The organism is Paenibacillus pasadenensis DSM 19293, assembly GCF_000422485.1.
Lineage (GTDB): Bacteria > Bacillota > Bacilli > Paenibacillales > Paenibacillaceae > Paenibacillus_O > Paenibacillus_O pasadenensis.
In genome coordinates, this window is sequence record NZ_KE383857.1 from 23,175 (window position 1) to 37,078 (window position 13,904).

Consider the following 13,904-nt stretch of genomic DNA (forward strand, 5'->3'; position numbering starts at 1 on the left):
AGCGGTTCTTTTCGTCTTTGAAGGCTGGATCTCCTCAAGCGTGCAATTCCAGCTTGCGGTAGTTGCCCTGCAGATAGGCATACCCGGAATAGGACGTCCATAGGACGGCTGCGATCATAAGGGCGTAATCGATCGGGTAGTCGGTAAAAAAGGAAAAGGGCATGTTGCCTAAAAGCACGGCTGTTATTGCCGCAACCTGCAGAACGAGCTTCAGCTTTCCAAGCTTGTCCGCTGACAGCGCAGTTCCTTTCGCGGCAGCGACAATCCGAATTCCAGATACAAGCATCTCCCGGCCGATGATGACGATCGCGATCCACGATGGAATCAGGTCCCGCTGCACCATCATGATCAATGCAGCCGAAACGAGAAGCTTGTCTGCCAGAGGATCCAGCAGCTTGCCGAAATTCGTAACCAGGTTGTATTTCCGCGCGATATAGCCGTCCAGCTTGTCGGTGGCCGAGGCGATCACGAAGATGGCGACAGCCCAGTGCAAGCCATGCTGATGGAGATGGTCGAAAATCCCGAACGACTCCGCCATCTAAGCCGGGTACTCTTGAACGACCAGAAGGAAAAGCGGAATCATTCCAACTCGAGCCAGGGTAATTTTATTTGCGAGGTTCATGCGTTCCACCTGCCTCTGGTGATGTTCATGGCCGCCAGCCGTCAAACGCGGCGGCATTCCTGCGCGAGCCGGGCGGCCTTGGCGCGCCAGTCTTCGATCGCCGGACTGCGGCGGAGCGTGAACGCCGACAGCGCGGAGACGAAGGCGAGGCGGAGATAGGCTCCCCTGAAGATGTTCGGCGTGGAGAAGAACGGATCCTTTTCGATAATGCGGAACGATGACGCAGCGCTGGGACGGCGGGCAGTCGACGCCATGGCAGTCAGCCTCCTTAAATCGAGAATTGTCTGAATTATAACATATCGACCAGCACCTTCCATATGGGGCGCGACTGATCTTCCCTTTTCCAGAGGCCGAGGGTACAATGAAGCTCCTGGAACGTTTGTTTGGCTGTTGGAGCTCCAGGAACTCCGCATGCGAGGGGGAACTTCAGGCGATGGCCTTTATGTTCAAGGCAGGCGACTATCCCGAGAAGCCCGGCTGCTATCTGATGCGCGATGAGCAGGACCGGCTGCTGTACGTCGGAAAATCGAAGAATCTAAGGAGCCGCCTGCGGTCCTATTTCCATACGAACCACAAGAGCAAGCGGCTGCGGGAGCTGGTCGCGAACATCGCCCGCATCGAGGTGCTGCTCGTCAACAACGAGACGGAGAGCCTGCTGCTCGAGAACAATCTCATCAAGATCCACAAGCCTCCGTACAATCGGGCGCTCAAGAAGGACAACAGCGGCTACGCCTACCTGATGCTCACCGACGAGGAGATTCCGCGTCTGGCGGTGCATTACCGCGACCGCAGGGAGCCGGAGGAGCGGATCGCCGCCACGGCGGCTCCGGGCAAGCGGTTCGGGCCGTTCGCGAGCGCGCGTTTCCGCAACGAGCTGCTGGAGTTCGTCGCCGACCACTACAAGCTGCGCTCTTGCACGAAGCTGCCCAAGCGGGCTTGCCTGCTGTACCATATCGGGCGCTGCGGCGGCATCTGCGAAGGCCATATGAGCCGCGAGGAGTACATAGAGCAGGTGCGCCAGGTGTCGGAGCTGCTGTTCGACGGGAACAAGGATGCGCTCGTCGCCCGCATGTACGCCCAGATGACGGAGTACGCGGAGCAGCTCAAGTTCGAGAAGGCCCAGAACATGCTGAGCCACATCCGCAACCTGGAGAAGACGCCGGAGCAGCAGATCGTCGACCGGGAAACGGATCTGATGCAGGAGGTGCTTTACTTCGGCGAGGACACTGTGCTCGTGGCCAAGGTCCAGCAGGGCATGCTGCGCGAGCTGCAGCTGCATGGCCTTGATGGCGGCGGGGAGGCGGCCTGCGACCGCTTCCTGATCCGCCGCTACCGCGAGCAGCAGCTGCCGGACGAGCTGATCGTCAACCGCATCGCCGACCCGGCGGCCGTGCGCCGGGCGCTGCGGCGGCCTGCGGACCGCTCGCGGCCTGCGCTTGTCATCACGCTGCCGAAGCGCGGCTTGAAGCATTCGCTGCTCCAGCTGTGCAAGCAGAACTACGAGTTCCGCATGGAGGCGGCAGCGGCAGCGGCGGCCAAGCGTTGAAGAGGGCGCGAGGCGGGGCGGGAAGGGGACGAGACTGACTGGCGCGAGAAACGACGGCTAGGGCAGGGCGGGACACGATCCGCGCGGCTTCGGCGGAGCCTCTCCGAGGTAATGGAGAAGAAAAGGAGGGCTTGAGCGATGGCGCAGCCAATCATGCTAGTCACCGGCGGGAACGCCGGCATGGGTCTTGAGACGGTCATCGGACTGGCCCGCTCGGGAGCGAGGGTCGTGCTGCTGAGCCGCGATCCGGGACGCGGAGCGGCGGCTCGGGAGGAAGCGCTGCGGCGCAGCGGGCCCGGTCCGGCGGACATCGAGCTGGTGACCGCCGACCTCGCTTCGCTCGCGAGCATCGAGGCTTTCGCAGAGCGGTTCCACAGCCGCTACCCGCGGCTCGACGTGCTCGTGAACAACGCCGGAGTCGTCACGATCCGGCGCGAGGAGACGGAGGACGGCTTCGAGCGGATGCTCGGCGTCAACCATCTCGGCCATTTCGCGCTGACCGGGCGCCTGCTGCCCGCGCTGCTCGCAGCCCCGGCGGCGAGAGTCGTCGTCGTGTCCTCCGGGGCGCATAAGGCGGGGCGGATTCACGATCCCGACCCGCATCTGCGCAAAGGCTTCAACGTGGTCAAAGGCTACGCTCAGTCCAAGCTCGCAAACCTGCTGTTCACGCTGGAGCTGCGCGAGCGGCTGCGGGAGACGGCGGTCCGCGCCCATGCGCTCCATCCTGGAGCGGTGGCGACAAGCCTCGGCGTCAGCCGGGAAACCGGCTTCGGGCGCGGCATTTACAGACTGCTGCGGCCGTTTTTCCAGACGGCGGAGGAGGGAGCCGCGACGGCGATCCATCTGGCGCTGTCCGAGGAGGGCGGCCGCGAGGGGAGCTTGTACTACGCCGACAGCAAGCCGCTGCGGCCCGCCGCCAAGGCGGAGGATCTCGACGCGGCCCGGCGCCTGTGGGCATGGAGCGAGCAGCAGACGGGCGTGCGCTGGGACTGAGGCTTTGACGAGGCTTTGACGGCGGATGGGCGGCAGATGGACGAGGATGGACGGCAGATGGACGGCGGATGGAAGAGGATGGAAGAGGATGAACCGTGGATGGCCGCGGAGCATGAAGTAAGAGCGAGCTGCTCCCGGCAGCCCGCTCTTTTATTGTTGCATGCCCTTGCCCGATGCCGGATTCCTAAGTGCTCGATCCTGCCGGCTACGCTGAGGGCGGCTTTGCTAACGACGACTGAGACGCTTACAGACCGTTTTTTCGCCTGTGCGGATTTCTAACGACGGCTCAGACGCTTAAAGCCGCCCGCTCCTCGTTTTTGCAGGCTTTTGGGGAGTTTTGCTGCATCTAAGCGTCTCACGAGTCGTTGCATTTTTCGGAGTCGTGATTTAGCCCCTCTAACAATCTGATCCGTCGTTAGCCTGTGGCGGCGCGCCTAAGGACGGATGCCGTAGGCAGCTGGGACGGCTTCAGATCGGCAAGTGTCTGCGACTGTGAAACAGAGCCGACGCCATCAAGGCAAGCTGCGGGCAAACCGCAGGCAAGCTGCGGGCAAGCTGCAGGCAAGCCGCGGGCAAGCTGCGGGCAAACCGCTCCGGTTCCCTCGGGCGGCGACTTGCCCTCAAGGCAGGCCGCGGACGAACTGCTCCAGCTCCTGCTGGAAGCGGTCGGCTTCGTCCTGGAACAAGCCGTGGCCGCTTTTGGCGAACCGGACCGCCGACGCGCCAGGTATGGCGGCGGCCAGTCCTTGGGCTGCCTCGGGCGTGACGACCCGGTCGTGGGCGCCGTAGAACACCGCCGTCGGAACGGCGATTCGGGTGAGCTCCTCCGCGCTCGTCCGCTCCTGCTGCATGGCGCGGGCGAGGCCGAGCGTCGCGCTCAGCGGACTGTCCATCGCGAGGCCGGAAAACCAGCTCATATACTCCGGGCTGTGATAGCGGTAAAAAAGCTGGCGGGCGAACTCCGCCGCCATCTGCGGCCGGTCGAGCCGGGCGTGGCGGATGAGCCGCTCGAGCCGTCCGCTCGCCTCGTCGGCTGTCGGAGCATCCGGCTGGAGCAGGGACGGCGCGGCCGGCGAGATCAGCAGCAGGCCGCTGACGCCGCTGTCCGCGTGCCGGCTCATGTAGCGGACGGCCGTCGCGGCTGCGGAGGAAAAGGCGGCAAGCGCGAAGCGCTCCAGTCCGAGCGCATCGACGATGCGCCGCAGGTCGTCGGCAAGCCGGTCGCTGCCGTAGCCGTCCGCCGGCGCGTCGGAGCGGCCGAAGCCGCGCAGGTCCGGCGCGACGCAGCGGATGCCGGCTTCCGGCAGCAGCGCCAGCTGGCGATCGAACATGCGATGGCTGAGCGGCCAGCCGTGGAGGAGCAGCACGGTCTGGCCGCCGGCAGGGCCGGACTGATGGGCATACAGCGAGACGCCGTCGTCGGTCGGCACCCAGGTCATGGAAAAAGCCTCCTTTTCACGAGATCGTCTGTTACTGTATGAGCCGTCCGGCCCGCATATGAGCGCCTTCGGCCGGCAGACCTCCCTGGCAGGCAGCCTGGCAAGGGAAGGTGGCCGCAAGCCTGCTCCGCTTCGGACGGAGGCGGCCGCCGCAGGATGATGGGATCGGATCGCGCTTGTCGAAGTTGATCTTTTCGCATCGCTTGGGCATATAATGGATGACAAGCCCTGACCTGCGCGGAGCGAGGCGCCAGTCGCGCCATGGACGAAACGAACGATGAGCCGAAAGGGGGATGGCGGTGAAAAGAAGCTTCGATTCCGGAGGCGGAAGCCGGCTGGGCGGGCAGGAGCCTGAAGAGCGCTCGGACCGTCCAACCCGCGCCCGAGAGGACGCGCCGGAGAGTCCGAGCCGTCCGACCCGCGCCCGAGAGGACTTGCCGGAGAATCTGAGCCGTCCGGCCCGCGCCCGAGAGGACGTGCCGGAGAATCCGAGCCATCCGGCCCGCGCCCGAGAGGACGCGCCGGGGAATCCGAGTCGTCCGACTCGAGCCCGAGAGGACGCGCCGGAGAATCCGAGCCGTCCGGCCCGCGCCCGAGAGGACGCGCCGGAGAATCCGAGCCGTCCGGCCCGAGCCCGAGGGAGCGGGCCGAGGCGCATCTGGCCGCGCCTGCTCGCCGTGCTGCTGTACGCGGCGCTGCTCGGGCTCGTCTGGTACGAGCGCGAGGCGATCTCGGCCTGGCTGGCCGGAGCGCGGCCGGCGCCGCTGCCGATGCTGGCGGCGGCGTTTGCGCTGGCGTTTTTCCCGGTGTTCCCGTACGCGGCCGTCATCGCCACGCTCGGCTATCTGTTCGGCGCGCTCGGAGGCGGCGTCATCAGCCTGAGCGCCACCTGGCTCGCATGCCTCGCATCCTACGCGGGCTTCCGCCTGCTGTTCCGCGACCGCGGCCGCGCCTGGCTGGAGCGGACCGGCCGGCTCGATCGGCTCGTGCGGCTGACGGAGCGCAGCCCGTTCCTGTTCGTGCTCGTCGCGAGGGTCGTGCCCGTCGTGCCGGAAATGACGGTCGACGCCTACGCCGCGCTCACCGGCATCCGGCTGCGGACCTATGCGGCGGCCTCGCTGCTCGGCAAGGCGCCCGGCATGCTGTTCTTCGCCACGCTCGGCGGCAGCGGCGGCAGCGGTCCGCTGCGGATCGGCGCGCTCGTGCTCGCTTACCTGGCGTTCCTCGCGGCGGTCTTCATCGCCTACCGGATGCTGACTGCCCGTCCCGCCTCTCCTCCGGAAGCCGACTGACTGAGCGGGCGCTCGCGCGGGCATGAAAAGCCTGAAGAGGAGGCCTCGAACGACTCGCATCCTTGGGAGGAGCGACATCATGGAATACATGCCGCGCTGGATGGCCGGCAAGCTGCCGGCGCATGGGAATGGCAAGCAGGAAGGACGCGGCGGCGATGCCGAAACAAGCTGGGACTGGCCTGGCGGAAAACGAAAAGCAGAAAAGTGAAAAAGCGGAAAACGATAAGACGAAAGCCGAAAGCCGAAAGCCGAAAGCGCAGAAGCGGGAGCCGGGCCAGCCTGGCGCCGCGCCGCAACGAAGAAAAAAAGAAAGGCTGGGGAAGCATGGGGTTGACGGAAACGAGCGAGAAGGAATTCATGGCGATCGGAAGGCTTCACCGCCAGGAGGCGGTCTTTTTTGCGACGCCGCTGTGCGGCACCTGCAAAGTAGCCGAGCGCATGCTGGAAATCGCCGCGGCCGCGCCGGGGACGATGCCGGTGCAGAAGCTGAACGTGAACTTCGCCCCGACGCTGCGGGAGCGGTGGAAGATCGCCAGCGTGCCGGCGCTCGCGCTGTTGGAGGACGGCGTCCCGTATCGGATCGTCTATGCGATGAGGTCCGCGGGCGACCTGTACGAGGCTCTGAGACAAAAGCGGCAGGACCAGCCGCACGGTTGAGGCCGACGATAGGAAGGCATTCGACATCATTCGCGTTAATCTACCTGACATATCGGGTAGATTTTTTTCTATTTATAGGAAAAAAGTCGCATAAATGGACCTCGATTGATTTTTGTATTCAAAATATCGGAGGGTTAGGTTATGATATTTTACACGACCATGACGTTTTATCGAGTTCATGGCCTAGATGTAGTTCAAATTTCCGAATGGGAGGCCAGGCATGATCTCTTTCCGGCAGGTCAACAAGCATTACGGCAGCTTTCACGTGCTGAAGGACATCGATCTGGATATCGCCGAGGGCGAGGTCGTCGTCATCATCGGCCCTTCGGGCTCCGGCAAGAGCACGCTGCTCCGCTGCATCAACCGCTTGGAGGACATCTCGGGCGGCAGCCTCACCGTCGGCGGCGTCTCCGTGCATGACAAGACGACGGACATCAACGCACTGCGGCGAGGCATCGGCATGGTATTCCAGCATTTCAACCTGTACCCGCATCTGAAGGTCATCGACAACATCACGCTCGCGCCGGTGCAGGCCGGCAAGGTGAGCAAGGAGGAAGCGCGGCGCACGGCCATGCACTACCTGGAGAAGGTCGGCATCCCGGACAAGGCGGAGTCCTATCCGTCGGAGCTGTCGGGCGGCCAGCAGCAGCGGGTGGCGATCGCGAGGGGGCTCGCGATGAAGCCGAACGTCATGCTGTTCGACGAGCCGACGTCGGCGCTCGATCCGGAGGTCATCGGCGAGGTGCTCTCCGTCATGAAGCTGCTGGCCAAGGAAGGCATGACGATGGCCGTCGTGACGCATGAGATGGGCTTCGCCCGCGAGGTTGCGGACCGGGTCGTCTTCATGGACGAGGGCCGCATCGTGGAGCAGGCCGCTCCGGCCGACTTCTTCCGGCAGCCCGAGCAGCCGCGGGCGCGCGACTTCCTGAGCCGCGTCATCAATCATTAGCACGAGATCGAAAGGGGACGAGAAAAGATGAGAAAAAGAAGATGGCTTGGCGCAGGGGCATCCCTGCTGCTGCTGGCGACAGTCGCCCTGACCGGATGCGGCGCGAAAAACGAGCCGGCGTCGACGAATACGGGCGGCTCGGCGACGACCGCTCCGGCAGACGATGGCTCCGCCGTGCAGGCGATCAAGGACCGCGGCAAGCTCGTCGTCGGCGTCAAGTTCGACACGAAGCTGTTCGGCCTGAAGGATCCGGGCAGCGGCGAGGTCGAAGGCTTCGACATCGACGTCGCGCGCGCGATCGCCAAGAAGATCCTCGGCGACGAGACGAAGCTCGAGCTCAAGGAAGTGACGAGCAAGACGCGCATCCCGATGCTCGACAACGGCGAGATCGATCTCATCGTGGCGACGATGACGATCAACGAGGAGCGCAAGACGCAGGTCGACTTCTCGGATGTGTATTTCCACGCCGGCCAGTCGCTGCTCGTCAAGAAGGGCAGCGCGATCAAAAGCATCGACGACGTGACCAAGGACACCAAGGTCATCGGCCAGAAGGGCGCCACCTCGATCAAGAACATCGAGGAGAAGGTGCCGGGCCTGCGCGTGCAGCAGTACGAGAACTACCAGGAGGCGTTCACCGCGCTCAAGGCCGGCAAGGGCGAGGTGCTGACGACCGACAACGCGATTCTGTTCGGCATGAGCCAGCAGGATCCGGAGTATGTCGTCGTCGGAGGCACGTTCACCGACGAGCCTTACGGCATCGCCGCCAAGAAGGGCAATGCCGATCTCGTCGCCGCCGTCAACGAGACGCTCAAGGAACTGAAGGACAGCGGCGACTACGCGGCCCTCTATGAGAAATGGATGGGCGAGAAGCCGCCGGAGGAATAACGGATGGACTTCTCCTTTGTCGGCTCCTACTCCGGAGATTTCCTCGAGGGCTTCAAGAATACGATCTACGCCAGCCTGCTCGGGCTGGCCGGCAGCTTTGTCCTCGGCCTCGTGCTCGCCGTCATGCGCATCGCGCCGTGGAAGGCGCTGCGGGCGATCGGCACGGCGTACGTCGAGTTTTTCCGCAACATCCCGCTGCTGCTCGTCGTGTACATCTTCTACCTCGGCCTGCCGTCGCTCGGCGCCGATCTGGACGGCTTCGCCTCCGGCACGCTCGGCCTCATGATCTACACCTCGGCGTTCATCGCCGAGGCGGTGCGGGCCGGCATCCAGTCGGTCCCGGCCGGGCAGATGGAGGCGGCGCGCTCGACCGGCCTCAGCTACGTGCAGGCGATGCGGCTCGTCATTCTGCCGCAGGCGGTGCGCATCGTCATTCCGCCGATCACCAACCAGTTTCTGAACCTGGTCAAGAACTCGTCGATTCTCGGGGTCGTCGCTGGCTTCGACCTGATGTACTTCGCCGACAACGTCAACAGCTATACGTTCCAGACGATGGAGACCTATATGGTCGCGGCGGCGTTCTATCTGATCCTGACCGTTCCGCTGGCCTATGCGACCAACGTGCTTGAGCGCAAGCTGGCGCGGACGGGCTAGAGAGGAGGAATCGGCATGGACTTCGCAGGCGCATTCAGCTCCGACAATTTGCTATTCCTGCTCAAAGGCTTCGGCATGACGCTTATCGTCGCCGCCGTCGCGATCGTGCTCAGCTTCATCCTCGGCACGGCTCTCGGCCTCATCCGCTACAGCCGGATCAAAGGGTTGGGGACGCTGACGATGCTCGTCGTCGAGACGATCCGCAACCTGCCGCTGCTGCTCATCATCTTCTTCGTCAAGTTCGCCTTGCCGGAAGTCGGCATCCAGCTGTCCACGTTCTGGGCGGCGGTCGTGGCGCTGACGCTGTTCGAAGGCGCGATGATCAGCGAGATCGTGCGCAGCGGCTTGCAGTCGGTCAATAAAGGGCTCGTGGAGGCGGCGCGCTCGTCGGGCCTCACCCAGGCGCAGACGCTGCGGCATGTCGTGCTGCCGATCGGGATGCGCCGCATGGTGCCCCCGCTCGTCAGCCAGTTCATCTCGCTGCTCAAGGATACGTCGCTTGCGGTCGTCATCTCCTTGCCGGAGCTGATGCACAGCGCCAACATCGTCTACGGGCACGACGTATCGTACGTGTTCCCGGTGCTGCTGCTCGCGGCCGTGCTGTACTTCGCCGTCAATTACAGCCTCTCGCTGCTGTCCAAGCGGCTGGAGAGCAACGAAGGCGCGCGCCGGCGCACGCCCGGCGCGGGCAAGGGCAAGCCGGCGGCGCCGGCTGCCACGGCCAAGGCGCAGGCTTGAATCGACAGGAAAGGCGTTCTTTGCGCCACGAACGGGACGAAGAGGGGAGGTGCCCCGCTTCGTCCCGTTTGCGTTGCGCTGGCGGCAGCGCTTTTTGAAGCGGCAGACCGACAGATCCCGTAGACAGCTTCCGTGCAGCGAGCCTACAATGAAAGAGCGTCGCCGCCCGGCGGCGGCACCTAATTCTACCTAACAAATGAGGTCGGCTAAGATGAGCTGGGAACTATTCGTCTGGATCGCGGCAGGCGGCTTCCTGGCGGCCTTCGTCGACTCTGTCGTCGGAGGCGGCGGGCTCGTCTCGGTGCCCGTGCTGATGTCGGCGGGACTGCCGCCGCATCTGGCGCTCGGCACGAACAAGCTGGCCGGCACGATGGGCTCGCTGACGAGCATGCTGGCCTTCCTCCGCTCGGGCAAGATCGAGGGCCGGATCGTGCGGCGCCTGTTCCCGCTGACCGTCGCCGGCGCGGCCGGCGGCACGCTGCTGCTCCAGCTGCTGCCGTCCGACTGGCTGCGCCCGCTCGTCGTCGTCCTGCTCGCGCTCATCACGGTCTATACCGTGTTCAAGCGCAGCTGGGGCGTCGACGGCCAGGCGCGGCGGGCGTTCACCCGCCGCTCGGCGGCGTTGATCGCCTGCGCGGCGTTCGCGCTCGGCGGGTACGACGGCTTTTTCGGTCCGGGCACGGGCTCGTTCCTGATCTTCGTGTTCCTGATGGCCGGATACGACTTCGTGCGGGCCGCCGGCAACGCCAAAGCGCTCAACTTCGGCAGCAACGTCGCCAGCCTGGCGACCTTCGCCCTGCTGCAGAGCATCGACTGGACGATCGGCCTCACGATGGGCGCCTTCATGGTGCTCGGCTCGCTCGCCGGCTCGCGCCTGGCGATCCGGCGCGGGGCCCGCTACGTGCGGCCGCTGTTCATCGCCGTCAGCACGCTGCTGCTCCTGCGGCAGGCCTGGGAGCTGCTGCGCGGCTGAACCAGCCTTACCATCCTATTGAAAAGGGGATTTTGCTCATGGCGCTTGCGCAAACCAGTTTCTTCTCCGACGTGCTTGGACTGAGCTGCTCGATGAACGTCATTTTGCCGCAGCAGACGAAGCGGCAGATCGGACTGGAGGGCAAGGCGGCCGACGGCCGCTTCCCGGTGCTCTACCTGCTGCACGGCTTGTCCGACGACCACTCGATCTGGCTGCGCCGCACGTCGATCGAGCGTTATGCGGCCGAGTACGGCCTGGCGGTCGTCATGCCGGCCGTGGCGCGCAGCTTCTACACGGACATGAAGGTCGGCCACCGCTACTGGACGTTCGTCAGCGAGGAGCTGCCCGAGATCGCGGGCGCGCTGTTTCCGCTGTCGGACCGCCGCGAGGATACGTTCGCCGCAGGCCTCTCGATGGGCGGCTACGGCGCGTTCAAGCTGGGACTGGCTTGTCCGGACCGCTTCGCGGCGGTCGCCAGCCTCTCGGGCGGGCTCGACATTCGCGGCCGTTACGACAGGGCCGGCGTGGTGGCTCTCGCCGAGGTCGAGTCGATCCTCGGCAAGCGGGAGGAAGCTCTAGGCGGGCCGAATGATTTGTTCGCGCTTGCGGAACAGCTGTCCAGCCTTCCGAAGGCACGGCAGCCGCTCCTGTACCAGTGCTGCGGCACGGAGGATTTCCTCTACGGAGAAAATGTCGCCTTCCGCGAGCATGCCCGCTCGCTCGGCCTGCCGCTGACGTACGAGGAAGGCCCCGGCGAGCATGAATGGGGCTACTGGGACGCGCAGATCCGGCGCGTCCTGGAATGGCTGCCGCTGCAGCAGCTCTGATGCCTCTGCGGACTGCGGGGGCTGGATTGGTCCGCTGCGCCAGAGCCGGCTCCTCGCCGCGCGGCAACAGAAAAAGCTGCTTCCATCGCCCTTTCGGGCGGCGGAAGCAGCTTTTTTAATCCGTTTATCGATCCAAGGAATCGTTACAGCACGCGGCGGGCCGTCGTGTAGTTGTTGCTCCACCAGCCGGAGTTGATCGTGTCGATCGTCACGCCTGGCTTGCCGTACGTGTGGATGATCTTGCCGCCGCCGATATACATGCCGACATGGGAGATCGGGGAGTAGAAGAACACGAGGTCGCCGGCCTTCAGATTGCTCTTGGAGACGTACTTGCCGACCTTCGATTGGGCTTTGGACGTGCGCGGCAGGTTGATGCCGGCTTTTTTATAGGCGTATTTCATCAGGCTGGAGCAGTCGAAGTATCTCGTCGTGCTCGTGGAAGCGCCGAATTTATAAGGCGTGCCCATCTGGCTGCGCGCTGCGGAGACGACGGTGGAGGCTTTGGAAGAGGTCGACACTTCGGCTGCGGCAGCGCTGGTCGCGGGAAGCGCGACCGATCCGGCAATGGCGATGGACAGCGCGATCGCTGCAGCGGCAAGTTTTTTCGTGAACGATTTTCCGATGATGTAGTTCATGATGTCTATTCCTCTTTTCGTTTGAATGTAAGGGGATTTCCGTGGGCTCTGGCCGCCGCTTGGGGTCGGCCGAGCTGCTTGCTGATCCGGTGAGACAACCATACCACATCGATTTGTTGCCAAGCCTTTCCTCTGAGATGCCAAGGCGAGCGCTGCCAAGGGATTCGGTCCGTTTGTGAGAAAAAAATGAGAATGCTCTCATGCGCGATTCAAGCTGCAACCTTTTGCTTGCGGCCGTTTTTCGTCTGCCGTTAACGTTCGTCAATAGGCGGGACAGGGCCGATGGTCCTACACTGAAGACTCCTGTGAAAAACGATGGACAAGCAAGGAGGGTGCCGCTAGATGAGGAGAAGAAAACGAAGGCCGGGGCTGCTGGCGCTGGCGATCGCCGCCGCTGCGGGACTGGCGTGGGGAGGCCAGGCCGCGGCAGCGGTGAAGATGGAGGTTTTGCCTCCTACCTCCGACTTTCCCGCTGCGCTAAGCGGAATCCGGGCAAGCTCGGCCCGCGGAGGCAGCGAGATCGTGGCGACGGGAGGACAGCATGCTTCGAACAACGGGTTCGCGCCGAGCTCGTACCGGTTCGATCCCCGCACGCTCACCTGGTCGCCGTTCGGCAGCCCGCTCCAGCTCGCCTATCATCAGCAGTCGGAGCTGAGCGGCGGCAGCGTTCTCGTGACGGGCGGGAACTCTTTCCGCGACAGGATCGGCTATGTCTATACCGACGAAGCCCGCTTGTACAATCCGGCGACAGGCTTATGGACTTCGGCGGCTCCGCTGCCGAAGACGATGCTGGGCAACGCGCAGTCGACGCTGCGGGACGGCCGCGCCATGATCGCAGGCGGCTCCAACGAGATTTACTCGGCAGGCCGGAGCGAGACGTATGACGACGTGTATCTGTACGATCCGGCCCGCGACGCCTGGAGCGAGGGCTCGCCGCTGCCGATTCCCGTCTATGGAGCGGCGCAAAGCACGCTGAAGGACGGCAGGGTGCTGCTGACCGGGGGGTTGAGCGGGTATGCCTATTCGTTCAACAGCTATCTGTACGACCCGGCTCTGGACGGATGGAGCAAGACGGCCTCGCTGCCTTACGACGGCTGGGACATCTATTTCCGGCATGCCCAGCTGACGCTCGACAACGGGCTTGTCCTTGTCATGGGCAACCGGAATTTCTCCCTCTACGATCCGTCGACGGGGAAATGGAGCCTGGACAGCCCCAACGTCGGCCGCTTGTCGAACGCCAGCCTGGTGCAGGCAGGAGGCAAGGTGTTCGTCATCGGCGGCTACAACGAAGACACGTACGAGCTAAGCCGCAAGGTTTACCAGCTTACGTTCGACTTCGAGCTGCCGACGTCGCCGGTTCTGTCCGGAGCGCCGGGAGGCTGGACGAATGCCGGGGAAGTGACGGTGTCCGTCGTGCCGGGCACGGACGGAGAGAGCGGCGTCGCCCGGACCGAATATCGGCTGAGCGGCGCGACGGTCCAGGATTGGACGGAAGTGCCGGCTGAAGGGACCTTCGTCATAACGGCGGAAGGACAGACGACGGTCGAGGCGCGCACGATCGACCAGACTGGCAACGCCAGTCCGCTGGCAAGCTCCATCGTGCGGATCGACCGCACGGCGCCGGGCGCGCCGACGGTGACGCCGAGCGCAGCCGGCTGGAGCAACGCGGCGAGCGTCAGCGTGACGGTGGCGGC

The 13,904-nt window shown here is 64.4% G+C and carries 16 protein-coding genes; 12 read left to right on the top strand and 4 right to left on the bottom strand.

The annotated features are described in order from the left end of the window. Window positions 1-34: 34 nt before the first annotated feature. Both pgsA and H582_RS0122385 read right to left on the bottom strand, forming a co-directional pair. Window positions 35-538, bottom strand: coding sequence for a CDP-diacylglycerol--glycerol-3-phosphate 3-phosphatidyltransferase (gene pgsA / locus H582_RS29125; protein ID WP_307719988.1), 504 nt, complete (start codon window positions 536-538; stop codon window positions 35-37). A 125-nt stretch (window positions 539-663) separates the two neighbouring features. Then, entirely contained in the window at window positions 664-876 is a 213-nt protein-coding gene (locus H582_RS0122385) for a hypothetical protein (RefSeq protein WP_028600316.1), read from the bottom strand. 179 nt (window positions 877-1,055) lie between these two features. On the opposite strand from H582_RS0122385, the gene H582_RS0122390 reads away from it, so the two are divergent. Together H582_RS0122390 and H582_RS0122395 are read left to right on the top strand one after the other, a co-directional pair. Further along, window positions 1,056-2,168 carry a GIY-YIG nuclease family protein gene (locus H582_RS0122390; protein WP_028600317.1) on the top strand — a complete coding sequence of 371 codons (1,113 nt, stop codon included), beginning with the start codon at window positions 1,056-1,058 and terminating at the stop codon, window positions 2,166-2,168. A gap of 138 nt (window positions 2,169-2,306) precedes the next feature. Next, window positions 2,307-3,161 (top strand): SDR family NAD(P)-dependent oxidoreductase, encoded by an 855-nt coding sequence (locus H582_RS0122395; protein WP_028600318.1) that lies wholly within the window; start codon window positions 2,307-2,309, stop codon window positions 3,159-3,161. A 620-nt stretch (window positions 3,162-3,781) separates the two neighbouring features. Here the strand turns inward: H582_RS0122395 and H582_RS0122405 are convergent. Further along, complete coding sequence (locus tag H582_RS0122405) at window positions 3,782-4,600, bottom strand: alpha/beta fold hydrolase (RefSeq protein WP_028600320.1); 819 nt, start codon at window positions 4,598-4,600, stop codon at window positions 3,782-3,784. 299 nt (window positions 4,601-4,899) lie between these two features. Between H582_RS0122405 and H582_RS30525 the strand changes: the two genes are divergently transcribed. From H582_RS30525 to H582_RS0122450, 9 genes are all read left to right on the top strand, one after another. Next, window positions 4,900-5,892, top strand: a complete 993-nt coding sequence (locus H582_RS30525) for a TVP38/TMEM64 family protein (RefSeq protein ID WP_164820163.1) — start codon at window positions 4,900-4,902, stop codon at window positions 5,890-5,892. 79 nt (window positions 5,893-5,971) lie between these two features. Continuing rightward, entirely contained in the window at window positions 5,972-6,100 is a 129-nt protein-coding gene (locus H582_RS33200) for a hypothetical protein (protein ID WP_255309746.1), read from the top strand. Window positions 6,101-6,216: 116 nt separating this feature from the next. Continuing rightward, window positions 6,217-6,549: a thioredoxin family protein gene (locus tag H582_RS0122420; RefSeq protein ID WP_052333570.1), complete on the top strand. Its 333-nt coding sequence runs from the start codon at window positions 6,217-6,219 to the stop codon at window positions 6,547-6,549. Between the two features lie 220 nt (window positions 6,550-6,769). Then, window positions 6,770-7,498, top strand: a complete 729-nt coding sequence (locus H582_RS0122425; RefSeq protein ID WP_028600322.1) for an amino acid ABC transporter ATP-binding protein — start codon at window positions 6,770-6,772, stop codon at window positions 7,496-7,498. A gap of 27 nt (window positions 7,499-7,525) precedes the next feature. Continuing rightward, the gene (locus H582_RS0122430) at window positions 7,526-8,383 is read left to right on the top strand and encodes a transporter substrate-binding domain-containing protein (protein ID WP_028600323.1); all 858 of its coding nucleotides are present in this window, start codon (window positions 7,526-7,528) and stop codon (window positions 8,381-8,383) included. Window positions 8,384-8,386: 3 nt separating this feature from the next. After that, entirely contained in the window at window positions 8,387-9,037 is a 651-nt protein-coding gene (locus H582_RS0122435; protein WP_028600324.1) for an amino acid ABC transporter permease, read from the top strand. 15 nt (window positions 9,038-9,052) lie between these two features. Beyond that, on the top strand, window positions 9,053-9,775 hold the full coding sequence (locus tag H582_RS29135) for an amino acid ABC transporter permease (RefSeq protein WP_084137545.1): 723 nt from the start codon (window positions 9,053-9,055) through the stop codon (window positions 9,773-9,775). Between the two features lie 211 nt (window positions 9,776-9,986). Then, a complete protein-coding gene (locus H582_RS0122445) occupies window positions 9,987-10,748 on the top strand; it encodes a sulfite exporter TauE/SafE family protein (protein ID WP_028600325.1) in 762 nt (253 codons plus the stop codon). 38 nt (window positions 10,749-10,786) lie between these two features. Continuing rightward, window positions 10,787-11,575: an alpha/beta hydrolase gene (locus H582_RS0122450; RefSeq protein WP_028600326.1), complete on the top strand. Its 789-nt coding sequence runs from the start codon at window positions 10,787-10,789 to the stop codon at window positions 11,573-11,575. Between the two features lie 143 nt (window positions 11,576-11,718). Here H582_RS0122450 and H582_RS0122455 read toward each other — a convergent pair whose 3' ends face one another. Continuing rightward, window positions 11,719-12,210, bottom strand: a complete 492-nt coding sequence (locus tag H582_RS0122455; protein WP_028600327.1) for a C40 family peptidase — start codon at window positions 12,208-12,210, stop codon at window positions 11,719-11,721. A 342-nt stretch (window positions 12,211-12,552) separates the two neighbouring features. On the opposite strand from H582_RS0122455, the gene H582_RS29140 reads away from it, so the two are divergent. Next, a partial coding sequence (locus tag H582_RS29140) for a Kelch repeat-containing protein (RefSeq protein ID WP_043111805.1) occupies window positions 12,553-13,904 on the top strand: 1,352 nt, incomplete at its 3' end.